Source organism: Limosilactobacillus panis DSM 6035, from assembly GCF_001435935.1.
GTDB classification, from domain to species: domain Bacteria; phylum Bacillota; class Bacilli; order Lactobacillales; family Lactobacillaceae; genus Limosilactobacillus; species Limosilactobacillus panis.
In genome coordinates this window covers 43,155-69,014 of record NZ_AZGM01000022.1, presented here as the reverse complement: position 1 = coordinate 69,014, position 25,860 = coordinate 43,155, and the positions used below count along the sequence as shown (strand labels likewise).

Sequence of the window (25,860 nt, the reverse complement as noted above, 5' to 3'; positions counted from 1 at the left end):
GAAAAAAGAAAAATAATCGTCGCAATGATAATTGCAAAGTAGGATAATTAGTTGTAACATTGTTCAGTCATAAGGATTAATAATATTGAAGTAAAAATATATGTGTAGGGAGGATAGCTATGTGGCGTTATCTTAAACGTGTATTAATTGGGAAACCGTTAAAGACCCTTGATGAGGGTCAGACGCACCTTACGAAGTTTAAGGCTTTGGCAATGCTTTCGTCAGATGCTATTTCGTCAGTTGCATATGGTCCTGAACAGATTACAACGGTCTTGATCACGCTATCGGCAGCGGCACTGTGGTACTCAATCCCCATTGCAGCAATCGTGCTGGTCTTACTGTTGGCCATTACTTTGTCATACCAACAAATTATCCATGCATACCCAAGTGGCGGTGGAGCCTACGTGGTTGCCACTGAAAACTGGGGAAGCAACGGGGGGTTGTTTGCCGGGGGATCACTACTAGTTGACTACATGTTGACCGTTGCGGTTTCAACGACCTCTGGGGTTGAGGCGATTACCTCGGCCGTCCCCGCCTTATACCGGTTCTCGATTCCCATCGCAATTATTATTGTCTTGCTAATCATGTTTATGAACCTACGGGGGATGAGTGAAAGTGCTAATTTCCTGATGGTGCCCGTCTACTTCTTCGTAATCATGATCTTCATCATGATCGCGGTCGGTATTTACAACATCATGACTGGCCATATCCATTACCAGGCACCGGCGGACTATGGAACTCCGGTTGCCGGAATGTCTTACGTCCTGTTTATTCGGGCGTTCTCGGCTGGTTCATCCTCACTGACGGGGGTGGAAGCGGTAAGTAATGCCGTGCCAAACTTTAATAAGCCGAAGGAGAAGAACGCGGCAACAACTCTGGCAATTATGAGTGCCATCCTGGCAACCTTCTTCATTGCCATTATCTTCTTCAGCTTTTTCATTGGGATCGTCCCAAATGGTCGGACAACCGTCCTTTCGCAGATTGCCCTGACAATCTTTGGGGGCCACGGCCTTGGCTTCTACCTGCTACAACTGTCAACGGCGATGATTCTTGCAGTTGCCGCTAACACTGGTTTTTCTACCTTCCCAATTCTGGCCTTCAACATGGCCAAGGATAAGTACATGCCCCACGCGTTCATGGACCGCGGGGACCGGCTTGGCTATTCTAACGGAATTATTTCCCTGGCAATTGGGGCGATTGTCCTCATTGTGATTTTCCATGGGCAAACGAACAACCTGATTCCCTTGTATGCCGTCGGGGTCTTTGTACCGTTCACGCTCTCGCAATCAGGGATGATTATCCACTGGTTCCGGACCCGGCAAGGAATTTGGCCCGCCAAGGCCTTTATTAACTTTGTCGGTGCCGTAATTTCCTTCTGCCTGGTGGCTTTCCTGTTCTGGCAACACTTCAATAACGTATGGCCTTACCTGATTATCATGCCATTGCTGTTGTACATGTTCCACCGGATTCATTCGCACTACATTAAGGTTGCCGCCCAACTCCTGGTGGCCGAAAAGACAAAGGTCCAGCTCCACGATTATGATGGGGCCACGGTTATTGTCCTGGTCGGTAACGTTACCCGGGTGACCCGGGGGGCAATCAACTACGCCCGGTCAATTGGTGACTATGTCATTGCCATGCACGTCTCGTTTGATGAGAACCCGGGGAAGGAGCATAAGACCGCCAACGAGTTTAAGGCAGAATATCCCGACGTTCGTTTTGTGGATATCCACTCCTCATACCGGTCGATTGCCAAGCCAACATTGCGGTTTGTCGATGTCATTGCTAAGCGGGCGGAGGCCCGGAACTATTCAACCACGGTTCTGGTTCCCCAGTTTATTCCTAAGCACCCATGGCAACTGGCACTGCACAACCAGACCAGTGTTCGCCTGCGGGCAGTGCTGAATTCACGGGAAAATATTATTGTTGCTAGTTACAACTACCACTTGCATGAATAGTTGGTGGTCAAACATGAAGATAAAAGAGACGCTATTTGGGCTTGCATTTGCGCTGGGACTAGTGTTCACCGCTAGTTACTCGATTGATAACCGCGGCTTTCATTCCGGACTGTATGGAATTGTTGGTTGTGTGCTGATTCTGGCTGCATATGTGGGCTTTAACTGGCAAAAAATTAAGGCAGGTAACTCTCATGACCGCCACTTGCTGTGGGGACTGGGCAGTTTACTCGCCTTCATCATTGTTCTTGATATTCTAGAAGTTGTCTTAGCTTAAAAAAGGATTGGCAAACTTTGCGCCAATCCTTTTTTTGAATGCTGAATTATTTTTGTGATTCAAAAGGGAGCTCGTTGAAACGTTTCTCACCCTCACTGATTTCTAATTGGTCGTTAAAGCGGTTCGTTAGGTCCTGAATAGTGGTCTTAACTTGATCCGTATCGACGAATACGCTTGTGATAACGTTAGCCCCGTACTGTTCGTTAGCAATCTCAAGCTGCTTTTCCTTTAAATAATAAAGCAGGGGGTCATGTTGGCGGTAAGAAACGGTAATGTTCAGCGTTGCTTGCTGGATACGCTGGACGAGGCCCGCCTGGTGGATGGCCTTTGTCGTGACGTTGCTGTATGCCCGGATTAGGCCACCGGCCCCTAACTTGATTCCGCCAAAGTAACGGGTAACGACGGCGACGACGTTGTGTAACTTGGCTAACTGGAGGGATTCAAGGATGGGGACCCCGGCTGTGCCACTGGGTTCTCCGTTGTCACTCTCTCGCTGGACCTGGTCATTATCACCAATCATATAGGCGAAACAGTTATGATTCGCCTTTTTATTTTGCGCTTGGATTTCCTTAATAAACTCTTGAGCAGCAGTTTCACTATTAACCCGCTTCAGTGAGCAGATGAAGCGGGACTTTTTAATTACCAGCTCAAAAGCAGTGTCTTTGGCAATGGTCAAAAATGGTTCATTCATAATTTGGTTGCTCTTCTTTCGTGCATGATTATTTTGTTAACGTAATTAATAAGTGGAGGGGGTTAAATGGATAAGAGTAATTATTACGGCCGCCGGGTCTTGGTGAACTGGGTTGACCAGCAACAGCAGGCTGATCCGGCAATTAAAGTCTTACCGACAATCGCGGTTCATGCCCAGACCATTCGCTGCTACCGGTGTAATACCGAAACGCCCAAACGGTTGGCAGCACTGCCTAATGGCGAGTATTATTGTCCCCACTGCATTAATTTAGGACGGGTGTCAACACTAGATAAATTTTATCATGTTCTAGAACCAAATCAATTTACGGTTAAGAAGCCCGTCTTAAGCTGGCACGGCCAGCTATCGCCGCTTCAGGAAAGGGCGGCAAAGCAGGTGGCGTCACGGATGAAGGACCACCAGCGACAGCTATTGTGGGCAGTGACGGGGGCCGGTAAAACCGAAATGATGTTTAAAGGACTGGCAGCCTGTCTGGCGCGACGGGAACGAATTGCGATTGCCTCACCCCGGGTAGACGTTTTTTGGAACTTTACCCGCGCCTCCAGGCAGCCTTTGCTAATACGGATATGGCGATTCTACATGCCCATCAGGAGTTGCCGTACCACTATGCCCAGCTGACGATTTGCACGACCCACCAGTTGTTACGCTTCTACCACGCATTCGACAACCTGATTATCGACGAGGTGGATGCTTTTCCCTTTGCTGCTAGCCCGGCCTTATTTTTTGCCAGTCGGCAGGCAGTTAAGAAAAATGGGGGAATTTTGTATTTGACGGCAACCCCGAGCACGGGGATGATTAAGCAGGTTCGCCGCCAGCAACTAGCGGTTACTTACTTACCCTTGCGTTATCACGGGGCCTTGCTGCCCATCATTCACCGCTACTTAGCTCCCCGGTGGCGGCACCAGGTCAAAAAGGGGACATTGCCGGCAAGTCTTTTGCGCCGAATGCGGTTAGCGGTGGCTAATAAACACCGCTTTCTCCTGTTTGTCTCCCACGTTGATGACTTAGCCCCCGTTGCGGCGGCCTGCCGGCGGTCACTTACGGGGTTAAAGTTTACAACCGTTCACGCGAGCGATCCTCATCGCTTGAGCAAGGTTCAGGGGATGCGGGATCACCTGTACACTTTCTTAATTACGACGTCCATCCTGGAACGGGGGGTCACCTTTCCGGAGATTGATGTCCTGGTTCTGGGGGCAGATGACGAAATCTTTTCTACCGCAGCACTGGTACAAATTGCGGGACGGGCAGGCCGGTCTGCTAAACGCCCTACGGGTCACGTTGGCTTCTGGGTTAGTGCCCACCGTAAGAACGTTCAGCAGGCCGTCAGGCAGATTAACTCGATGAACAGGAAGGGGCGGGATTGCCAAAGTGAAGTGTCTCATCTGTAAAAAAGCGCTGACCTACCGCTTAACAATCAAGGACCTCCTCTGGCCGGACAAAATCAGCTTTCCGGTTATTTGCCCGCAGTGTCAGCAGGGCTTTGCCAAAATTGGGGCCGGGCGGTGCCCCGGTTGTGGTCGGCCCAAGGAGGCAGCCATGCTCTGTGCAGAGTGCCAGGCTTGGCAAGAAAAGTATGGTTGGCACCTCAAACACCGAGCACTTTATCGCTATAACGACGCAATGAAGGCGTTTATGCAACAGTACAAGTTCAATGGGGACTACATGATGCGCCACGTTTTCCATGATGAGTTTGTGCAGGCAATTCAGGCCGCTAAAGCCGACCGGGTAGTGCCGATCCCGGTGACGCCGACTACGATGAAAACGCGCGGCTTTAACCAGGTGGGTGGCTTACTAACGGGGGTAAAGATCACTGAATGCTTGCAAACCCGCCAGAAAAGCAAGCAAGCGCAGTCAAAGAAAACCCGCCAGGAGCGGTTAGCAACCAAGCAGCCGTTTTGCCTGGTAGATGACTGCCAGTTGGTCGATCAGACGGTCCTCCTTGTCGATGATGTGTACACGACGGGGCGGACTCTCTACCATGCCGCCGCGTTAATTCACAAGGCCGGTGCCCGGGAGGTTATAAGTATTTCTTTAGCGCGTTAAATTCTTTTAAAGGATTTGTGAATAAATTTGTTAATTAATCACAAGTACACTATAATAAAAGTAGGATATGAGAAGAGTGGTCCTTCTGATATCAGATCAAGCGATTGCTTGGACTGAAAGGAGAGAAGTACAATGTTAAAGTTCAATATTCGTGGTGAAAATGTCGAAGTTACTGATGCAATCCGTGACTATGTTGTAAAGCGGATTACCAAGCTTCAAAAATTCTTTGAGGATAGTGTTGAAGCTACCGCCCACGTGAACTTGAAGGTTTATCCTAACCGTACTTACAAGGTTGAGGTTACTATCCCATTACCATACTTAACTTTACGGGCTGAAGAAACTTCTAACGACATGTATGGAAGTGTCGACCTGGTTACTGATAAGTTGGAACGTCAAATTCGTAAGTACAAGACCAAGGTTAACCGCAAGTCCCGTGAAAAAGGATTTAAGAACCTTGAATTTGTGCCATCTGACGATGAAGCAGCCAATGGCGATGAATTAAAGATTGTGCGGACAAAGCAAGTTTCATTGAAACCAATGGATCCTGAAGAAGCCGTCCTGCAAATGGACATGTTAGGTCATGATTTCTTTGTATTCCAAGATGCAGAAACTGATGGAACCAGCATTGTTTATCGGCGTCGTGATGGCCGTTACGGCTTAATCGAAGCGGAATAAACCGCTTGATCGGTGAGTTTAGTCTCACTATAAATAGACTTCGGTGGGGGGATTTTCCCAACTGCCGGGGTCTATTTTATTTAACAGGGCTGCAATTCAGAAACATTGTTAACATCGATTTGATTTAGTTTTCAATCCTCCTTCAACGTGTTAAAATATTACAGTTAGAATTAAAAATATAATTGGCTTGAGTAGTGTATTTTTCATACCTAACAAGCCAAATAAATTAGGAAGGACGCTTTTATGGCCAACATTTTAAAAAAATGGATTGAAAGCGATCGCCGTGAATTACGGCGGATTAATAAAATCGCAAATAAAGTTGAAGCCTATGCAAAACCGATGGCTGACTTGAGCGATGATCAATTAAAAGCAAAGACGGATGAATTCCGTCAGCGCTACCAAAAGGGTGAATCACTGGATAAGATGCTCCCCGAAGCATTCGCGGTTGCCAGAGAAGGAGCCAAGCGGGTCCTCGGCCTTTACCCATTCCACGTTCAGATTATGGGGGGAATCGTCCTCCACGAAGGTAACATTGCGGAAATGAAGACCGGTGAAGGGAAGACCTTGACCGCTACAATGCCGGTTTACCTTAACGCAATTTCCGGGAAGGGTGTTCACGTTATTACGGTTAACGAATACCTTTCCAAACGTGACGCAACCGAAATGGGACAGCTTTACAATTGGTTGGGCTGCAGCGTTGGTATCAACAACTCCGAGATGAGTCCGGACGAGAAGCGGAAATCCTACCAGGCAGATATCATGTACTCGACCAACAGTGAAATCGGGTTCGACTACCTCCGTGACAATATGGCGGTATACAAAGAGGACCAGGTTCAGCGGGGACTAAACTACGCCATCGTCGACGAAGTGGACTCGATCCTGATTGATGAAGCCCGGACACCACTGATCATTTCTGGACCGGGGACGGGAACCTCTAAGCTTTACAAGCAAACGGACCGCTTCGTTAAGCAGCTGAAGAACGAAGTCGACTATAAGGTGGACCTGGAGTCCAAGACCGTTTCCCTGACCGATGAGGGGATCAAGAAGGCAGAAAAGTACTTCAACCTGAAGAACCTGTATGATCCGGAGAACACCGCTTTGACCCACCACCTTGACCAGGCTCTGCGTGCTAACTACATCATGCACCTGGACAAGGACTACGTAGTTTCCGATGGTGAAGTCCTGATCGTTGATTCCTTCACCGGTCGGGTTATGCAAGGCCGGCGGTTCTCCGATGGCCTCCACCAGGCAATTGAAGCCAAGGAAGGCGTTAAGATTCAGGAAGAGAACAAGACCATGGCCAACATTACCTACCAGAACTTGTTCCGGATGTACAATAAGCTTTCCGGGATGACTGGGACGGCAAAGACTGAGCAGGAAGAATTCCGTGAAATTTACAACATGGAAACCATCACCATTCCGACGAACCGGCCAGTGGCCAGAAAGGATGAACCGGACCTCCTCTACCCGACCCTGCAAAGCAAGTTTGCGGCGGTTGTTAAGCGGATTAAGAGCCTCCATGCAAAGGGGCAACCAATCCTGGTCGGGACGGTTGCGGTTGAAACTTCTGAATACCTATCCCACTTGCTGGATCAAGAACATATCCCCCACGTTGTTTTAAACGCGAAGAACCATGCTAAGGAAGCCGAGATCATTAAGAATGCCGGTCAACGGGGTGCAGTTACCATCGCGACGAACATGGCCGGACGGGGAACTGATATCAAGTTGGGACCCGGTGTTCGTGAGCTTGGTGGTCTGGCAGTTATCGGGACAGAACGGCACGAATCACGGCGGATTGATAACCAGCTGCGTGGACGTTCTGGTCGTCAGGGAGACCCGGGCCTTTCCCAATTCTACTTGTCACTGGAAGATGACCTGATGAAACGGTTCGGTGGTGAACGGATTAAGGCCTTTCTTGACCGGATGAAGGTCCAAGGTGACGACGCAGTGATTAAGAGTCGTTTTTTGACCCGGCAGGTTGAATCTGCCCAGAAGCGGGTTGAAGGGAACAACTACGACTCCCGGAAGAACGTTTTGCAATATGATGATGTAATGCGTGAACAACGGGAAATCATCTACAAGGAACGTCAGCAGGTTATCACTGAGACCAAGTCTTTGAAGTGGGTTTTGATGCCAATCTTTAAGCGGACCATCCAACGGGAAGTGGAACAACATACCCTGGGGGACCGCAAGGAATGGGACCTGCAAGGAATCATCGACTTTGCCGAGGAGGTAATTGTTAAGCCGGACACCATTTCCGTCAAGGACTTGGAAGGGAAGAGCCAGGAAGAAATCACTGATTTCCTAATGGGCTTTGCCAAGAAGATCTATGACGAAAAGAAGAAGATCCTTTATGACCCTTCACAAATGCTCGAATTTGAAAAGGTCGTTCTCCTGCGGGTGGTTGATTCCCACTGGACAGACCACATTGACGTGATGGATCAGTTCCGGCAATCAGTAGGGCTCCGTGGTTACGGTCAGCTGAACCCGTTGGTTGAATACCAGACGGCCGGCTACCACATGTTTGAGCAGATGATTGCGGACATTGAATATGAAACAACTCGGTTATTCATGAAGTCGGAAATCCGGCAGAATGTAACCCGTTAATCGAAAATTGCTACTAGGTACGGCAGTAAGGTAACCCATGGCGGTACCGCTGCCGTATGTTTGTAATTGGAGGAATAGTTTGTGGAATTAAGTGAAGCAAAGAAAAAGATAGAAGCAATGCAACAAGAGGTTGCCCGCTTCGGGAGGTCTCTTTGACCTCGATGCTTTAGACGAGCAGATTGCTGAAGACGAGCACCGGATGGCCGAACCCGGTTTTTGGGACGATAATGTCAAGGCCCAGAAGCTGATTAACGAGACCAATGAACTCAAGGATAAGCGGGACACCTATGTGCAGTTAAAGCAACAAATTGACGACCTGCAGACGAACGTTGAACTTCTGGAAATGGAAGCCGACCCGGACCTCGAGGAGGAATTTGAAACTTCCTTTGTTCATACCGAAAAGGCGCTTGAACAGTACCGCCTCAACCAGCTCCTGGATGGGGAGTATGACAGTCACAACGCCATTCTTGAAATCCACCCCGGTGCTGGGGGGACCGAAGCTCAGGACTGGGGCGCCATGCTCTTGCGGATGTACATTCGCTGGGGCGAACAGCACGGCTTTAAGGTGGAAACAGCAAGCTATGAGGCTGGTGAAACCGCGGGAATAAAGAGTGTCACCCTCCTTATCAAGGGGCACAACGCGTTCGGTTACCTGCGGAGCGAGAAGGGGGTCCACCGGCTTGTGCGGATTTCCCCGTTTGATGCGGCCGGTCGTCGTCACACCTCCTTTGCCTCGGTTGATGTGATGCCCGAATTGGATGACAGTGTCCACATCGACATTGACCCGTCTGATTTGCGGGTTGATACCTTCCGTTCCAGTGGGGCCGGTGGACAGCACATTAACAAGACCGAATCGGCGGTCCGGATAACCCACTTGCCAACGGGAATTGTAACCTCATCGCAAGCTGAACGTTCCCAGCTGCAAAACCGGGTGACCGCGATGAACATGCTGAAGTCAAAACTATATGAATTGGAAGAGGAGAAGAAGGCAAAGAAACGGGCAGAAATCGAAGGTCAACAGCTGGACATCGGCTGGGGATCTCAGATTCGTTCCTATGTTTTCCACCCGTATACCCTTGTTAAGGATAACCGGACTAACTATGAGACCCACAATGGTCAGGCGGTAATGGATGGCGACCTTGACCCGTTTATCAATGCTTACCTCCAGTGGAAATTAAGCCAGAAGAATCCCCAATAAAGGCCGATTGCAGTTGGGGATAAAAGCAGGTAGTATTAAAAAAGGAAGGTGTTTTGATGCGTGAAAGTCAACATAAAAAATTAACCCGGTCAGCAAGCGACCGGATCCTCGCGGGTGTGTTTGGTGGCTTTGGTAAGTACTTCAACTGTTCGCCAAATATTTTCCGGGTTGCTTACGTTATTTTAAGCATCTTGAGTGGAATCGTTCCGGGAATCATCATCTATATCATTATGATGGTTATTATTCCGCCTGATCCGACCCATCCCGGCATTTTAGGCTTCTTTCGGGCCATTAATGATATGCAGCAGGGAAGTGACTCAACATCTGCGGACTCCCGCTCACGGCGAACGCTCACGGATGTTGAAGAGAAAGATATTAAAAGAAATGGAAGATCATAATGACTTTTTGGAAAAGAGTTTTAATTGATACGATTTTATTCATTGCCCTTGCCGGTTTGTTTGCGGGAACGGGGATGTTTTACATCAGTAGTGCCTGGATTGCCTTGTTAGCAAGCTTTGTCCTGGCAATTCTCAATGTGCTGGTTAAACCAATCTTGGTTATTTTGTCATTGCCAATTAATATTCTGACTTTAGGCCTATTCAGCATTGTGATTAATGGGGCAATGCTACAGCTAACGTCGATGTTTGTTGGCCCCGCCTTTTTTCATTTTTCATCGTTTTGGTCTGCCATGTTGATTGCAATCATCATGGCCATCTGCAACACGGTGATCACCAGTCACCAGTCAGAATACTAAGGAGTGATTGAACATGGCAAACCATGTTACCGTTCAAGAATTAGTTGATAAAGTAAGATTAAAAGTTTTACAGGGGAATGACTACTTAAACCGGACAATTACGACCAGTGACATTTCCCGGCCGGCCCTCGAATTTGCCGGCTACTTTAAACACTATCCGGCCATGCGGATTCAACTCCTGGGGATTACGGAGATTTCCTTTTCCAAGGACCTTACCCATGACCAAATGACCGAATACATGACCCGGATGTGTACTCCCCAGACGCCGTGCTTTGTGATTTCTACCAATCTGCCAATCCCAGCAGAACTGAAACAGGCGGCTGAGGATGCCAAGATCCCAATTCTGGGGACCCACCTGACGTCCTCACAAATTCTCAGTAACATGACCTCGTACCTGCTGGGGCGTCTGGCTCCCCGGAAGTCACTCCACGGTGTGCTAGTCGATATCAGTGGGGTTGGTGTCCTGATTACCGGTGATTCTGGTGTTGGTAAGAGTGAAACCGCACTGGAACTGGTGCGGCGGGGACACCGGCTAGTTGCCGATGACCGGGTTGAAGTCTATGCCCGGGATGAACAGACGCTGGTGGGGACTGCCCCAGCGATCCTTCAACACCTGATGGAAATTCGGGGAATCGGGATTATTGATGTGTCCACCCTTCACGGGACCGGGGCAATCATGCCCGAGGACAACATCAACTTAATTGTCCACCTGGAAACCTGGACGCCTGATGTTAAGTTTGACCGTCTGGGTGACCGGGGTGATAACCAAACGATTCAAGGAGTAATCGTTCCGAAGGTCTCGGTCCCTGTTAAGACCGGGCGGAACCTGGCAATCATCATTGAATCGGCAGCAATGAACTACCGTGCCGAAACGATGGGTTACGATGCTACCAAGACGTTTGACGAAAACCTTAACCGGTTGATTAAGCAAAACTCCGCCCGTGACAGTAAGGAGCAGGGGAAGTAATGGCAACGCTTCTTGGGGCCCTCAACCCAATTGCAGTAAAGCTTGGTGCGGTAGAGATTCACTGGTACGGGGTAATTATTGCCTGCGGGGTCGTTCTTGCCCTCATCCTTTCCATTAGGGAAGGTAAGCGACAGGGAATCGCGGAGGACTACTTTTACGACTACCTCCTGTGGGCGATTCCCGTGGCAATCATCTGTGCCCGCATCTACTACGTTACCTTCCAGTGGCCTTATTATGTGCACCATCCCGGCGAAATAATCGCGATTTGGGATGGGGGAATTGCTATCTACGGGGCGATAATTGGTGGCTTTTTGACCCTCTACTGCTTTTGCTGCGCCCGGCACCTGTCGATGTGGACAATGGTCGATGTTATTGCCCCAACCCTGATAATGGCCCAGGGGATTGGCCGCTGGGGTAACTTTATGAACCAGGAGGCTTTTGGCCGGGTAACGACCAGGGCGGCCCTGGTTGCCCAGCACATCCCGAACTGGATTATCCAGCAAATGGACATTGGCGGTGCTTACCGGGTACCGACGTTTCTGTACGAGTCACTGTGGGACCTGACCGGCTTCGCACTCTTGATGCTTTTGCGCCACCGGCCCCACCTTTTTAAGCGAGGTGAGGTATTCCTGTCGTACGTAATGTGGTATGCGGCGGGGCGCTTCGTAATTGAGGGAATGCGCACGGATAGCTTAATGCTGGGGCCCCTCCGGATTTCCCAAGTCCTGTCGGTGCTTTTCTTCGTTAGTGCCCTCCTGATTATGGTAGTCCGGCGGCGAAGGGCAAACCTAGCGTGGTATTGGTCGAGTAACAAGAATTAAATTGAGGAGAATAATTATGGCAGAAAAAATTGCGGTTTTAGGTGCTGGCTCATGGGGCAGTACATTGGCAAACATGTTGGTGGAAAATGGTCATGACGTCAAGCTGTGGGCCCGCAACCAGGCTCAGGTCGACCAGTTGAATAAGGAACACATCAATCCGGAATACATGAAGAACCTTGTATACTCTGATAAACTGGTTGCCACTACGGACATGGTAGCAGCAGTGAAGGGTGCCGACGTTATCTTGATTGTTATTCCAACCAAGGGCCTGCGCCAAGTAGCTGGTAAGTTGAATACCATTATTGCCGAATTGGGCCAACGACCATTAATTATTCACGCAACCAAGGGATTGGAGCAAAATACTTACAAGCGGCCATCACAGATGATCGAAGAGGAAATTGCTCCAGAAAACCGGGCTAGCATCGTTGTTCTCTCCGGACCGAGTCACGCTGAAGATGTTGCTATTAAGGATATGACGGCGGTTACCGCCGCGAGCGCTGATCTAGCAGCAGCTGAGCGGGTCCAACGGCTCTTCAGTAATTCTTACTTCCGGGTTTACACCAACGATGACGTGATCGGTGCCGAGTTTGGTGCGGCCCTAAAGAACATCATTGCCATTGGCGCTGGTGCCCTGCAGGGGCTGGGCTACCACGATAATGCCCGGGCAGCGCTGATTACCCGGGGATTAGCGGAAATTCGGCGTTTGGGTGTTGCCTTCGGGGCCAACCCGATGACCTTCATTGGCCTGTCCGGAGTGGGGGACCTTGTTGTTACCGCAACGAGTAAGAACTCACGAAACTGGCGGGCCGGCTACCAGCTGGGCCAAGGCCAAAATTTGGCAGACGTGGTTGCAAACATGGGCATGGTAATCGAAGGGGTCTACACAACCAAGGCCGCCTACGAGCTAAGCCGGAAACGGCAGGTCAAGATGCCGATTACCGAGGCCCTGTACGATGTTTTATATAATGGTAAGTCAATTAAGACGGCAATTGATCAGTTAATGGACCGTGACTTGACATCAGAAAACGAATAAGTATGGTAAAATACATACTGAAGATTTGAGAGAAACTGAAGTATGAAAGGAATTATGTTGTTATGAGACGTGTTAGAAAGGCAATTATTCCTGCTGCTGGTTTAGGAACCCGTTTTCTTCCCGCAACGAAGGCACTTGCTAAGGAAATGCTGCCAATTGTTGATAAGCCAACCATTCAATTTATTGTTGAAGAGGCTCGGAAGTCAGGAATCGAAGACATTGTTGTTGTCGACGGCAAGAATAAGCGGTCAATTGAAGACCACTTTGATTCGAACCCCGAACTGGAAGATAACTTACGGTCTAAGCACAAGGACGAGATGCTGAAGCTAGTTGAAGAAACGACCGACATCAACATCTACTTCATTCGTCAATCTCATCCACGGGGCTTAGGGGATGCCGTATTGACGGCCCGGGACTTCATTGGTGACGAACCCTTCGTTGTAATGCTCGGTGACGACCTGAACAACATCAACAACAACGGTGAACCACTGACCAAGCAGCTGATTGAAAGCTACCACCAGACTGGTGCTTCCACTTTGGCAGTTATGCGGGTCCCACATGAAGACACTGCTAAGTATGGTGTTATCAACCCCAGCAAGGAAGATACACCTGGTCTTTACAACGTTACTAGCTTTGTTGAAAAGCCAGCTCCGAAGAACGCACCGAGTGATTTGGCTATTATTGGCCGTTACGTCTTCACTCCAGAAATCTTTGATGTGCTGGCAAAGACTAAGCCAGGCAAGGGTGGCGAAATTCAACTGACTGATGCCATTGACACGCTGAACCAAACCCAACGTGTCTTTGCCCGTGAATACAAGGGTGACCGTTACGACGTTGGTAACAAGTTTGGCTGGATTAAGACCAACATTGAATATGGCCTTAACCACCCACAAGTTAAGGATGAATTACGGGATTATATCAAGAACTTAGGTGCTAAGTTGACGGCCCAAGACAAGAAGGCTAAGAAGTAATCCTTATACATTATTAAAAGTAAGAGGTTGGCGGATAGTAATCCGCCAACCTCTTACTTTTAATAAGCAAAAATCTAGACAATCATTACCGGCTCGGGTATGATAGCGATAGTAAAAAGGCGAGGAGGAAGAAAAATGGCCGAAAGTAAGAAATACGATGTAATTATTATTGGTGCGGGTCCCGGTGGGATGACGACGGCCCTTTACGCATCCCGGGCAAACTTAAAAGTGGTGATGCTTGACCGGGGAGCCTACGGTGGTAACCTGAATAATACAGCATCCATCGTCAACTATACCGGCTTCAAAGATGTCCAGGGCCCCGAACTGGCGGAGAAGATGTACCAGGGGGCAACTCAATTTGGGGCCGAATATGCTTACGGGACGGTAACTAAGGTTGCTACGAATGGGCAGCTAAAGGAAGTTACCACGGACATGGGCGATACCTTTACCGCCCCGGTTGTTGTGATTGCCACGGGGTCTGATCACCGGAAACTCGGGGTCCCCGGTGAAGAACAGTTTAGTGGTCGTGGTGTTTCCTACTGTGCTGTCTGTGACGGTGCCTTCTTTAAGGGAAAGCACCTGGTTGTTGTCGGTGGGGGTGACTCGGCCGTCGAGGAAGGGTTATATTTGACGCAACTGGCTTCCAAGGTAACGGTACTGGTCCGTCGGGGGGAACTCCGCGCGCAACCGATGCTTCAGGATGAAGCGGCTAAGAATGACAAGATGACCTTCGTATACAACACCAGTGTCACCGAAATCGTTGGTGACGACGTCAAGGTACGGGGGGTAAAGACCCACAATAACCAAACTGGTGAAGATAAGGAAATGGCTGCCGATGGGATCTTCATCTACGTCGGCAATATTCCGATGACCAAGCCATTTAGTGACCTTGGTATTCTTGATGGTGATGGCTGGGTTAAGACGGACTCAACGATGAAGACAGCTGTTCCCGGCATCTTTGCAATTGGGGATGTACGTGAGACCCCACTCCGGCAGATTGCCACGGCTGTTGGTGACGGCGCCATCGCTGGTCAGCAGGTTTATCAATATATTAAGGAACTAAAATAAGAAATTAGAAGCTGGGAAAAAAGCACTAGAGCGCTCCGTATAGCTAGTATAGGACGATTGTTGGCACGGTACGGGTCAGCGATTGTCCGTAATCAAATAGACTTGCTTCGCGGCGCTAGACACTAGGAGCGCGCTTCGACGCGGAGCAAGCCTATTTGGTTTTTCCGCGATTACTGTGTAATATTCGGAGACAAAAGTGAGGCTGGTGAGAAAACAAATTTTTCTCCCAGCCTCTTTGCGTAGTAAAAGTTTAGTAAAATATACAGTAAAGACGCGCATAAGCCCCAAGATGCGGTATACTGATTACAGATTAAAGAAGTAAAGGAGACTTTATTGTGAGCTGGAAAGACACCTACCAAGTATGGAAAGAACGGACCGACCTCGATCCTAAGCTTAAGCAAGAATTAGACGCAATGAGCGATGACAAGGAAATTGAGGACGCCTTTTATGGCCCACTGTCATTTGGTACTGCCGGAATGCGGGGACTGATGGGCCCCGGCATTAACCGGATGAACATCTACACGGTTCGCCAGGCTACCGAGGGATTGGCAACCCTGATGGAATCATTAGGGGATGAAGTCAAGCAACGTGGAGTCGCAATTGGTTACGATTCCCGTCATAACTCTTACCAATTCGCCCATGATTCTGCCCGGGTATTAGGGGCTCACGGAATCAAAGTTTACATTTACGACAACGTTCGGCCAACGCCAGAACTTTCCTTCGCTGTTCGCCACAATAAGACCTACGCAGGGATTATGATCACTGCTAGTCACAACCCAATGGAATACAATGGTTACAAGATTTACGGTGAAGATGGTGGCCAGATGCCACCGAAGGAATCCGACATGATGACTGGCTACATCCGCAAGATTGATGACATCTTTGATATCAAGCTGGCAGATGAACAGGAAATGTTGAACAGTGGTTTGGAAACCGTAATGGGAGAAGACGTTGACCATGCCTACCTGCAACACGCCAAAGAAGTAACGGTTAACCCCGAATTGGCTAAGGAATATGGTAAGGACATGAAGTTTGTCTTCACACCACTCTGCGGGACCGGGCGGATGCTTGGTGAACGGGCACTGCGGCAGGCTGGCTTTACCAACTTTACGATTGAGCCAACTGAAGCCCAACCAAACGGTGACTTCCCAGGCTTGAAGCACCCGAACCCAGAATTCCCGGAGGCCTTTGTCCGGTCGATCAAACTCGGCAAGCAAATCGATGCCGATGTTCTGATCGCAACCGACCCCGATGCTGACCGCCTGGGCTGTGCTGTTCGGCAACCAAACGGTGAATACCAACCGCTGACCGGGAACCAGATTGCCTCAATCATGCTGCACTACATTCTGGAAGCTCACAAGCAGGCAGGAACCCTGCCTAAGAACGCGGCGGCTGTTAAGTCAATTGTTTCCACCAACTTTGCTGCCAAGATTGCGGAAAGCTATGGTGTTTCAATGATCAACGTTCTGACCGGGTTCAAGTGGATTGCGGACCAGATTCACCAATACGAAACCGGGAAGGCCGACCACACCTTCATGTTTGGTTTTGAAGAAAGCTATGGTTACCTGATTAAGCCATTTGTTCGTGATAAGGACGCCATCCAATCACTGACCCTGCTGGCTGAAGTTGCTGCATACTACCGGAGTCGGAACATGACCCTGTACGATGGCCTGCAAGAACTCTTCAAGAAGTACGGTTACTTCCGTGAAAAGACGATTGCGAACACCTACGCTGGGGTTGACGGTCCGGCAAAGATTCAGGGACTGATGAAGAAATTCCGGGAGGAAGCACCGGCTGACTTTGCTGGTCACAAGGTTGTTGCTACGGAAGACTTCTCTAAGGGAACGAAGACAACAGCTGACGGTCAAGTTAGTGAATTGGGAATTCCAGAATCCAACGTACTTCGTTACCTGCTTGATGATGAGACCTGGATTGCTATCCGTCCATCAGGAACGGAACCAAAGCTGAAGTTCTACATTGGGACAAGCGACGATTCACTGGACAAGGCCAACGCAAAACTAGCTGAATTCGAGAAGGCCCTGCAGGCATTCGCCGAAGAATAAGTCAGCTTATTAACTAAATAGTATCGCAACGTCAGTAAACGGTTTTTCGCCGAATACTGGCGTTTTTCAGATTTGCAGATTAATAGACGAATGCATGTTTGCATGATAAACTTAAATGGTGCAAAAGGGGATAAATGACTGAGAAATCAGCCCTTTAGACCGTTCGCGAATAAAGTAAAATTGGCTTTGGGGAGGAAAGTTTTGTGATTTACCGACAACCAGATAAAAAGTTTGAACTTGTTTCCGATTATCAGCCGACCGGGGACCAGCCGGAGGCAATTGCCCAGTTAACCAAGGGAATCCAGGACGGTGATAAGGCCCAGATCCTGCTGGGGGCTACCGGGACAGGGAAAACGTTCACCATTTCCAACGTGATTGCTAACGTGAATAAGCCGACTTTGATTTTATCCCACAACAAGACCCTGGCTGGGCAGCTTTACGGCGAAATGAAGAAGTTCTTCCCCCACAATGCGGTTGAATACTTCGTTTCTTACTATGACTACTACCAACCAGAAGCCTACGTGCCTTCTAGTGACACCTATATTGAGAAGGACGCCTCGATTAATGATGAAATTGATAAGCTTCGTCATGCCGCCACGACCTCCTTACTGGAACGCAATGACGTAATCGTCGTGGCCTCCGTTTCCAGTATCTTCGGTTTGGGGGATCCTCGGGAATACCAGAACAGTGTTATTTCCCTTCACGTTGGTCAGCAGATTGAACGGGATAAACTGTTACGCGACCTCGTCAACATCCAGTTTGACCGGAATGACATTGACTTCCAACGGGGCCGTTTCCGGGTTCATGGCGACGTTGTGGAAATCTTTCCAGCTTCGCGTGACGAGCGGGCCCTGCGGATTGAGTTCTTTGGTGACGAGATTGACCGGATTCGGGAGGTTGACGCCCTGACCGGGGAAGTCATTGGTGACAGTGATAAGGTTTCCATTTTCCCCGCTACCCACTTTATGACCAGTGATGAGGTCATGGACCGGGCCCTTCCAGAAATTGAAGAGGACATGAAGAAGCAGGTCAAGAAGTTTACCGACGAGGGGAAGCTCTTGGAGGCCGAACGAATTCAACAGCGAACCACCTATGATATTGAGATGATGCGGGAAATGGGTTACACGAACGGTATCGAAAACTATTCCCGCTACATGGATGGTCGCCAACCTGGTGAGCCGCCGTTTACCCTCCTGGACTTCTTCCCGAAGGACTTCCTGCTGGTGGTTGACGAATCGCACCAGACGATGCCGCAGGTTCGGGGGATGTACAACGGGGACCGAGCCCGGAAACAGATGCTAATTGACTATGGCTTCCGTTTACCCAGTGCCCTTGACAACCGGCCGCTGAAGCTTGATGAATTTGAACAACGGGTCAACCAGGTGGTTTACATGTCGGCAACTCCGGGACCGTACGAGTTAAACCAGACCGACCACGTTGCCCAACAGATTATTCGGCCAACCGGTCTTTTGGACCCAACAATTGAAGTCCGGCCGGTAATGGGCCAGATTGATGACTTAGTCGGTGAGATCAATAAGCGGGTTGAACGCCATGAGCGGGTCTTCGTGACGACTTTGACCAAAAAGATGTCTGAGGATTTGACGGACTATCTGAAGGACCTCGGTTTAAAGGTCAAGTACCTGCACAGCGATATCAAGACCCTGGAGCGGACGCAGATTATCCGTGACCTCCGTCTTGGTAAGTTCGATGTCCTGGTCGGAATCAACCTGCTCCGGGAAGGACTAGACGTTCCCGAGGTCTCCCTGGTTGCCATCCTCGATGCGGATAAGGAAGGCTTCCTGCGGAACGAGCGGTCCCTGATTCAAACGATTGGGCGGGCCGCCAGAAACGAACACGGTGCAGTGATTATGTACGCCGATACGGTAACCGACTCAATGCAGAAGGCGATTGACGAGACCAAGCGGCGGCGGTCCATTCAGATGAAGTACAACGAAGAGCACCACATCACGCCGCACACGATCGTCAAGCCAATTCAAGAGGCCATCTCGGCAACGAAGAAGACGGAAGACACCGGCAAGAAGGAAGACGAGAGCGAGTTTACGACCAAGGACTTCGCTAAGTTATCTAAGGATGCCCAACAAAAAATGGTTGCTGAACTGACTGAGCAGATGCAGGCGGCAGCTAAGCGGCTCGACTTTGAGCAGGCGGCGACCCTGCGTGATACGGTAATGGAATTAAAGGCCCAGATGACGGGAAAGAAGACCAAACCTGGTCGGAAGGTTAAGTAAAGGAGAGATACTTCTTGGCAAATGATAAGATCATAATCCATGGGGCCCGGGCTCATAACCTGAAAAACATTGACGTTAAGATTCCGAAGAATAAGCTAGTGGTCATCACCGGTCTATCGGGATCCGGAAAGAGCTCGCTGGCCTTTGATACCCTTTATGCGGAAGGGCAGCGCCGGTACGTGGAGAGCCTATCCGCTTACGCCCGGCAGTTTTTAGGACAGATGGATAAACCAGATGTCGACTCGATTGATGGCCTCTCACCAGCAATCTCGATTGACCAAAAGACAACTTCCCATAACCCCCGGTCGACCGTGGGGACGGTGACGGAAATTAACGACTTCCTTCGTCTCCTGTGGGCCCGGGTGGGGACGCCCATTTGTCCAAACGACCACATCCCGATTAGCAGCCAGTCCGCCGAACAGATGGTGGACCGGGTCCTTGAATTACCCGAACGGACCCGCCTGCAGATCCTGTCACCAGTTGTTCGGGCGAAGAAGGGAACCCAAAAGAAAGTACTCGCGACCATCAAGCGGGAGGGCTTTGTCCGGGTCCAGGTCGATGGTGAGACCTACGATTTGGATGAGGTTCCCGAACTTAATAAGAGCCAGAAGCACACCATCAACGTGGTAATCGACCGAACCATTGTGAAGGATGGAATCCGTTCGCGCCTGTTTGACTCCTTTGAGGCAGCCCTGCGTTTGAGCAGTGGATACGCAATTGCCGACGTCATCGGGGGCGACCCGATTCCGTTCTCCGAGAAGTACGCCTGCCCAATCTGTGGCTTTACGGTTGGCGAGTTGGAGCCCCGTCTGTTCTCCTTTAACGCACCAATGGGGGCCTGCCCGGAGTGTGAGGGGCTCGGTTCAAAACTGGAGGTCGATGTTGACCTGGTTGTTCCCGACCGGACAAAGACCCTTAACGAAGGGGCAATGGTCCCGTGGAACCCCATCTCGTCCCAGTACTACCCGGCCCTGTTAGCCCAGTTCTGTCAGTCAGTTGGGATTGACATGGACACGCCGTTTAACAAGCTGCCTAAGAAGCAGCAGAAGCAGGTCCTTTACGGGAATGGTGACAAGCTGTTCCACTTCCACTACGAGAACGACTTTGGGGGCGTTCGCGACGTTGATGTCCCGTTTGAAGGGGTCGTTAATAACGTTAGCCGCCGTTACAAGGAGACTAATTCTGACTTTACCCGGGAACAGATGCGTAAGTACATGACCGAGCTGCCATGCCCAGCTTGTCACGGCTACCGGCTAAACCAGCGGGCACTAGCCGTCAAGATTGACGGGAAAAACATTGGTCAGGTTTCCGATTTTTCAATTAGTAAGGCAATTGACTTCTTCAAGGGGGTTAAACTGTCGGCACAAAACGAGCAGATTGCCCGTCCCATCCTAAAGGAGATCCTCGACCGGCTGACCTTTATGAAGAATGTCGGGGTTGAGTATTTGACACTAAGCCGGTCGGCGCGGACACTTTCCGGTGGGGAGGCCCAGCGGATTCGGCTGGCGACCCAGATTGGTTCCAACCTTTCCGGGGTAATGTACGTGCTCGACGAACCATCAATTGGACTCCACCAGCGAGACAATGACCGTCTGATCTCATCCTTAAAGGCCATGCGTGATTTGGGTAATACCCTGATTGTGGTTGAACACGACGAGGACACAATGCGGGCAGCTGATTACATCATTGACATTGGCCCGGGCGCCGGGGAAAACGGTGGGCAGGTCATGGCTGCTGGCACCCCGAAGCAGGTCATGCGGTCACGCAAGTCGCTGACTGGTCAGTACCTGGCGGGTAAAAAATTCATTCCGGTGCCCACAGAGCGACGCCCAGGCAATGGCAAGCACCTGATTTTGAAGGGGGCCTGTGCCAACAACCTGAAGAAAATTGATGTGGACTTTCCACTGGGGAAGTTCATCTGCGTCACGGGAGTTTCTGGTTCTGGGAAGTCAACTTTGGTCAACCTGATTCTCAAGCGGGTGCTGGCCCAAAAGCTTAACCACAATTCCGCCAAGCCAGGAAAGTATGGCTCGATTAGCGGAATCAAGAATATTGAAAAGGTGATTGATATTGACCAGTCACCGATTGGGCGGACCCCCCGCAGTAATCCGGCAACCTACACGGGTGTCTTTGATGATATTCGGGAACTCTTTGCCCAGACTAACCAGGCGAAAGTACGGGGCTACACCAAGGGGCGCTTCAGTTTCAATGTTAAGGGCGGCCGGTGTGAAGCCTGTCATGGTGATGGAATCCTCAAGATTGAGATGAACTTCCTCCCGGATGTCTACGTCCCGTGTGAGGTCTGTCACGGCACCCGCTATAATTCCGAGACCCTGGAAGTGGAATACAAGGGGAAGAACATTGCCCAGGTGCTGAATATGACAGTGTCTGAGGCCCTCAAGTTCTTCAGCGCAATCCCAAAGATTCGGCGGAAATTGCAAACCATTGAAGACGTCGGCCTCGGTTACGTCCACCTGGGACAACCGGCAACGACCCTGTCTGGTGGGGAGGCCCAGCGGATGAAGCTGGCCGCCGAACTGCACCGTCAGTCCCACGGAAAGAGCTTCTACATCCTGGATGAACCCACAACCGGTTTGCACATGGATGACATCAAACGGCTGCTGAGTGTCCTCCAACGATTAGTTGACGCTGGCAACACCGTGTTGGTAATTGAGCACGACCTCGATGTGGTCAAGTCGGCCGACTGGCTGATCGATCTGGGACCAGAAGGTGGGGACGCCGGTGGCTACGTTGTGGCGACCGGAACACCCGAGGAAGTGGCCCAAGTTAAGGAAAGCTACACCGGCCAGTACCTGAAGAAGATGCTGGAACGAGACAGTGAGTGGGCCCAAAAGCGGGCAGCAAAGAAGAAAAAGTAAGCAAGTAAGTTAAGCCCCAATGTTTGGTATCCACAAACACTGGGGCTTGTTTTCTAATGACAGGGTGGCCAAGAAATGATTTTGATTAGTGCATGTTTAGCAGGCTTTAACGTCCGCTACGATGGTGGAAACGCGCAAAACAACTTAGCGGTTAAGTTGGTGGCGTTGGGAAAGGCGATTACGGTTTGTCCAGAGATCATGGGCGGGCTAAAGACACCCCGGACCCCAGCAGAAATCCAGGGGGGAACGGGGGATGATGTCCTCGCTGGTCGCGCCCGGGTAGTTAGCCGTGACGGGGTCGACGTCACAAAACGCTACCTCGTCAGCGCCCACCGGGTCCTGCAGATTGCCCAGAATAATGATGTTCAGGTGGCCTTTTTGAAGCAAAAGAGTCCCGCCTGTGGAACCAAGCTTGTCTATGACGGGTCCTTCTCCGGCCGGCGGATTCCTGGCTTTGGGGTTACGGCGGCCCTGCTCCACCAAAATGGAATTACGGTGTTCGGCGATGAAGACCTGACTATTGATACCTTACGACCATACTTGGACCAGGGGACGGTTGACCTGCTGGGAAACGATAATTTACGGTCATAAGGGGGTCCGGAGAGGACACGCCCGGCATGATGTGTTACAATTGCTAAGTATTGTATTAAGAGGAGAGGGGATTGATGATGACGGAGAAAATGAAAGTCGTAATCATCACTGGGATGAGTGGTGCCGGTAAGACACTGGCCATCCACATCTTTGAGGACCTTGGCTACTTCGTGATTGATAATATGTTGCCTAGTTTAGCCGAAAAGTTCGTAGACGTGATTGAAGAATCGGGGGAATTCAATAAGATTGCGATGGTTACCGATTTACGCTCCCGTGGTTTTTATGACCAGGTTTTACCGAGCCTGAAAAAGCTGCGCCAGCGCGATGACCTGGCCGTTCGGGTTCTCTTCCTCGATGCCGATAACGTCACCCTGGTTTCCCGTTATAAGGAAACGCGCCGTCTCCACCCCTTGGCACGCCAGGGAAGAATCTTGGATGGGGTTGAACGGGAACGAAAATTGTTGACCGAGTTAAAGAGCCGGGCGGATGTGATCATTGATACGACTGACCTAACCCCGCGGAACCTTAAGTTAAGGATTAATAAGCTCTTTAGTCATGGTGAAGGTAGCAACTTCTTCATCGAAGTGATGTCATTCGGCTTTAAATACGGGCTCCCCTTGGATGCCGACATTGTGATGGACGTGCGATTTTTGCCGAACCCCTTCTATATTCCGGAACTCAAGCACCTGACCGGGAATGATCGGGCGGTTCAGGAATACGTGATGAAAAATAAGGGGGCCCAGGAGTTTTATGCCCACCTCCTCTCTCTTTTGAAAAATGCCTTACCAGGGTACATTCGGGAAGGGAAGAGTAGTTTAACGGTCGCCATCGGTTGTACCGGGGGGCAACACCGCTCAGTGACAATTGCCAACCGGCTTGCAAAGGACCTGCAAACGGCTGGGTACCATGTTAACTTGTACCACCGTGACGCGGACAAGGCAAAATAGGAAGGAGAGATTTAATGTTCCATAAACCGAAAATAGTGGTGATTGGTGGTGGAACGGGGTTACCTGTCATCTTGCGGGGCTTAAGAGACCAGGATGCGGACGTGACCGCCGTTGTTACCGTTGCCGATGATGGTGGGTCGTCAGGAATCTTGCGTAATTATATCAACGTGGTCCCGCCGGGTGATATCCGGAATGTCCTGGTGGCTTTATCGGAGTTACCCCAGCTGGAATTGGATGTTTTCCAGTACCGCTTCCGGAGTTCGGACCAGTTCTTTGCTGGTCACGCCATCGGTAATCTAATTATTTCGGCCCTTTCGGAGATGAAAGACGGTATCTTCCCCGCCGTTCAAGAACTATCCAGTATGATGCGGATCCGGGGCCACATTTATCCGGTAGCCAATGAGCCGCTGACCCTGAATGCGGAGTTCACCGACGGCACGAAGCTCAGCGGTGAATCAGAAATCTCCGCCGCCCACAAGCAGATCAAGCGAGTCTGGGTCACCCCTTCCAACGACCAGGATGGCCACCCGGTTAAACCGGTTCCTGAAGTCATTCAGGCAATTCATGAAGCTGACCAGATTGTAATCGGGCCCGGGAGTTTGTTTACCAGTATCCTGCCCAATTTGATGATTAAGGAGGTTGGCGACGCGGTCTGTCAGAGCAAGGCGGAAGTCGTCTACATCTGTAACATCATGACCCAAAAGGGCGAGACGGACCACTTTACCGATGCCGACCACGTCCGGGTCTTAAACGACCACCTGGGGAAGAATTTTATTGATACTGTCCTGGTAAACATCCAGCCAGTACCGAAGAACTACTTGGACTTTAAGCAGTGGAATGAGATTTCACAGCCGGTCGGTCATGACTTCCAAGGACTGCGCCAGCAAGGTTGCCGGGTAATCAGCTCCAACTTCCTACGCTTAAAAGACAACGGAGCCTTTCATGACCGTGACCGGGTCGTTGCTGAATTACTGAATCGCTTGCATGAAGTCCACGATTAAAGGAGGGGACCGCCTTGTCATACGCCAGTGATGTCAAGAAGGAATTAACGTCAATCAAGGTTCACCAAAAGAATGCGCAGGCGGAACTGATGGCGCTGATTAGGATGAACGGTAGCATTGCCATTGCCAACCACCAGCTGGTCCTTAATATTCAGACGGAAAACCCGGCAATTGCCCGGCGGATTTACTCCCTGCTGAAGCAGTTTTACCACGTGGAGAGTGATATCGTGGTTCGCCGGAAGATGAAACTGAAAAAGAACAACCAGTACATCGTCCGCCTTCGTTATTCCGCCCAGCGGGTCTTAGATGATCTGGGGATCTTACAGAACCTGCAGATCAAGGAACGGGTACCGTTAGACTTGCTGAAGGACGAATGGATGGTCCGCTCCTACCTGCGGGGGGCCTTCCTTGCTGGGGGATCGGTTAATAATCCGGAGACCTCCCGTTACCACCTGGAGATTTATTCTTTGTATGAGGAACACAACGAGATGATCGCTCAGATGATGAACAAGTTCGGCCTGAACGCCCAAACGACGGCCCGACGAAGTGGCTACATCGTTTACCTGAAGGAAGCCGAAAAGATTGCTAACTTCATGTCCCTCATTGGGGCGACAAATTCGATGCTCCAGTTTGAAAACGTCCGGATCGTTCGGGATATGCGGAACTCAGTTAACCGCCTAGTTAATTGCGAGAACGCCAATATGAATAAAATTGCCAACGCCTCAACGCGGCAGATTGAAAACATTAAGCTGATTGAGAATACAGTTGGACTGGCAAGCCTACCGGATAAGCTCCGCGAGATTGCTCAGACGCGGCTGAACCACCAGGAGGTTAGTCTGAAGGAGCTTGGGCAGCTTGTTCCTGGTGGGCCCATCTCGAAGTCCGGGGTCAACCACCGTTTGCGGAAGCTAAATGCGTACGCTGATGAGCTGCGGACAAGCAAGACAATTTAATAATCACTCAGGACACCTTATAAAAGACGTCATGGATTGGAAATTTTACCAAGTCCATGGCGTCTTTTTTACTTTATTACGTACTGCTAATTAGACCAA

General features: G+C 50.2%; 21 protein-coding genes and 1 pseudogene. 21 read left to right on the top strand and 1 reads right to left on the bottom strand.

The genetic code is table 11. The features are described 5' to 3' along the window. Nucleotides 1-119: 119 nt before the first annotated feature. Together FD32_RS01745 and FD32_RS01740 are read left to right on the top strand one after the other, a co-directional pair. The gene (locus FD32_RS01745; RefSeq protein ID WP_047769281.1) at nt 120-1,958 is read left to right on the top strand and encodes an APC family permease; all 1,839 of its coding nucleotides are present in this window, start codon (nt 120-122) and stop codon (nt 1,956-1,958) included. 13 nt (nt 1,959-1,971) lie between these two features. Then, nucleotides 1,972-2,232: a hypothetical protein gene (locus tag FD32_RS01740; RefSeq protein ID WP_047769283.1), complete on the top strand. Its 261-nt coding sequence runs from the start codon at nt 1,972-1,974 to the stop codon at nt 2,230-2,232. A gap of 46 nt (nt 2,233-2,278) precedes the next feature. On the opposite strand, the gene FD32_RS01735 is transcribed toward FD32_RS01740, so the two are convergent. Then, a complete protein-coding gene (locus FD32_RS01735; protein WP_047769285.1) occupies nt 2,279-2,923 on the bottom strand; it encodes a YigZ family protein in 645 nt (214 codons plus the stop codon). Between the two features lie 66 nt (nt 2,924-2,989). Between FD32_RS01735 and FD32_RS01730 the strand changes: the two are divergent. From FD32_RS01730 to whiA, 19 genes and pseudogenes are all read left to right on the top strand, one after another. Further along, a pseudogene (locus FD32_RS01730) lies at nt 2,990-4,329 on the top strand (ATP-dependent helicase ComFA). Then, nucleotides 4,310-4,984 (top strand): ComF family protein, encoded by a 675-nt coding sequence (locus tag FD32_RS01725; protein ID WP_047769287.1) that lies wholly within the window; start codon nt 4,310-4,312, stop codon nt 4,982-4,984. Before FD32_RS01730 ends, FD32_RS01725 begins: the two are co-directional and overlap by 20 nt. 132 nt (nt 4,985-5,116) lie before the next feature. Further along, nucleotides 5,117-5,659 carry a ribosome hibernation-promoting factor, HPF/YfiA family gene (gene hpf, locus FD32_RS01720; RefSeq protein WP_047769288.1) on the top strand — a complete coding sequence of 181 codons (543 nt, stop codon included), beginning with the start codon at nt 5,117-5,119 and terminating at the stop codon, nt 5,657-5,659. A 243-nt stretch (nt 5,660-5,902) separates the two neighbouring features. After that, on the top strand, nt 5,903-8,266 hold the full coding sequence (gene secA, locus FD32_RS01715; protein WP_047769290.1) for a preprotein translocase subunit SecA: 2,364 nt from the start codon (nt 5,903-5,905) through the stop codon (nt 8,264-8,266). An 81-nt stretch (nt 8,267-8,347) separates the two neighbouring features. Next, a protein-coding gene (prfB, locus tag FD32_RS01710) for a peptide chain release factor 2 (RefSeq protein WP_420323856.1) occupies nt 8,348-9,464 on the top strand; the annotation gives its coding sequence in 2 pieces (ribosomal slippage) (nt 8,348-8,419 and nt 8,421-9,464; 1,116 coding nt in all). Between the two features lie 56 nt (nt 9,465-9,520). Next, nucleotides 9,521-9,862 (top strand): PspC domain-containing protein, encoded by a 342-nt coding sequence (locus FD32_RS01705; protein WP_047769298.1) that lies wholly within the window; start codon nt 9,521-9,523, stop codon nt 9,860-9,862. Continuing rightward, the gene (locus tag FD32_RS01700) at nt 9,862-10,218 is read left to right on the top strand and encodes a phage holin family protein (RefSeq protein WP_047769300.1); all 357 of its coding nucleotides are present in this window, start codon (nt 9,862-9,864) and stop codon (nt 10,216-10,218) included. Before FD32_RS01705 ends, FD32_RS01700 begins: the two co-directional genes overlap by 1 nt. Nucleotides 10,219-10,231: 13 nt before the next feature. Then, nucleotides 10,232-11,185: an HPr(Ser) kinase/phosphatase gene (hprK, locus tag FD32_RS01695; protein WP_047769302.1), complete on the top strand. Its 954-nt coding sequence runs from the start codon at nt 10,232-10,234 to the stop codon at nt 11,183-11,185. After that, entirely contained in the window at nt 11,185-12,006 is an 822-nt protein-coding gene (lgt, locus tag FD32_RS01690; protein ID WP_047769304.1) for a prolipoprotein diacylglyceryl transferase, read from the top strand. Before hprK ends, lgt begins: the two co-directional genes overlap by 1 nt. 16 nt (nt 12,007-12,022) lie before the next feature. Further along, nucleotides 12,023-13,039, top strand: a complete 1,017-nt coding sequence (locus FD32_RS01685; protein ID WP_047769306.1) for an NAD(P)H-dependent glycerol-3-phosphate dehydrogenase — start codon at nt 12,023-12,025, stop codon at nt 13,037-13,039. A gap of 62 nt (nt 13,040-13,101) precedes the next feature. Further along, nucleotides 13,102-14,010 carry a UTP--glucose-1-phosphate uridylyltransferase GalU gene (galU, locus tag FD32_RS01680; RefSeq protein ID WP_047769308.1) on the top strand — a complete coding sequence of 303 codons (909 nt, stop codon included), beginning with the start codon at nt 13,102-13,104 and terminating at the stop codon, nt 14,008-14,010. 135 nt (nt 14,011-14,145) lie between these two features. Next, nucleotides 14,146-15,078, top strand: a complete 933-nt coding sequence (gene trxB / locus FD32_RS01675) for a thioredoxin-disulfide reductase (protein WP_047769310.1) — start codon at nt 14,146-14,148, stop codon at nt 15,076-15,078. A 335-nt stretch (nt 15,079-15,413) separates the two neighbouring features. Continuing rightward, entirely contained in the window at nt 15,414-17,141 is a 1,728-nt protein-coding gene (locus FD32_RS01670) for a phospho-sugar mutase (RefSeq protein ID WP_047769312.1), read from the top strand. Nucleotides 17,142-17,344: 203 nt separating this feature from the next. Further along, nucleotides 17,345-19,390, top strand: coding sequence for an excinuclease ABC subunit UvrB (uvrB, locus tag FD32_RS01665; protein WP_047769314.1), 2,046 nt, complete (start codon nt 17,345-17,347; stop codon nt 19,388-19,390). Between the two features lie 14 nt (nt 19,391-19,404). After that, nucleotides 19,405-22,269 carry an excinuclease ABC subunit UvrA gene (uvrA, locus tag FD32_RS01660; RefSeq protein WP_047769316.1) on the top strand — a complete coding sequence of 955 codons (2,865 nt, stop codon included), beginning with the start codon at nt 19,405-19,407 and terminating at the stop codon, nt 22,267-22,269. Nucleotides 22,270-22,344: 75 nt separating this feature from the next. Further along, nucleotides 22,345-22,860: a 2-thiouracil desulfurase family protein gene (locus FD32_RS01655; protein ID WP_047769318.1), complete on the top strand. Its 516-nt coding sequence runs from the start codon at nt 22,345-22,347 to the stop codon at nt 22,858-22,860. A 77-nt stretch (nt 22,861-22,937) separates the two neighbouring features. Further along, nucleotides 22,938-23,807 carry an RNase adapter RapZ gene (gene rapZ, locus FD32_RS01650; protein WP_047769410.1) on the top strand — a complete coding sequence of 290 codons (870 nt, stop codon included), beginning with the start codon at nt 22,938-22,940 and terminating at the stop codon, nt 23,805-23,807. A 14-nt stretch (nt 23,808-23,821) separates the two neighbouring features. After that, nucleotides 23,822-24,808 (top strand): gluconeogenesis factor YvcK family protein, encoded by a 987-nt coding sequence (locus FD32_RS01645; RefSeq protein WP_047769321.1) that lies wholly within the window; start codon nt 23,822-23,824, stop codon nt 24,806-24,808. A 14-nt stretch (nt 24,809-24,822) separates the two neighbouring features. Continuing rightward, complete coding sequence (gene whiA, locus FD32_RS01640) at nt 24,823-25,761, top strand: DNA-binding protein WhiA (protein WP_047769323.1); 939 nt, start codon at nt 24,823-24,825, stop codon at nt 25,759-25,761. Nucleotides 25,762-25,860: the final 99 nt, after the last annotated feature.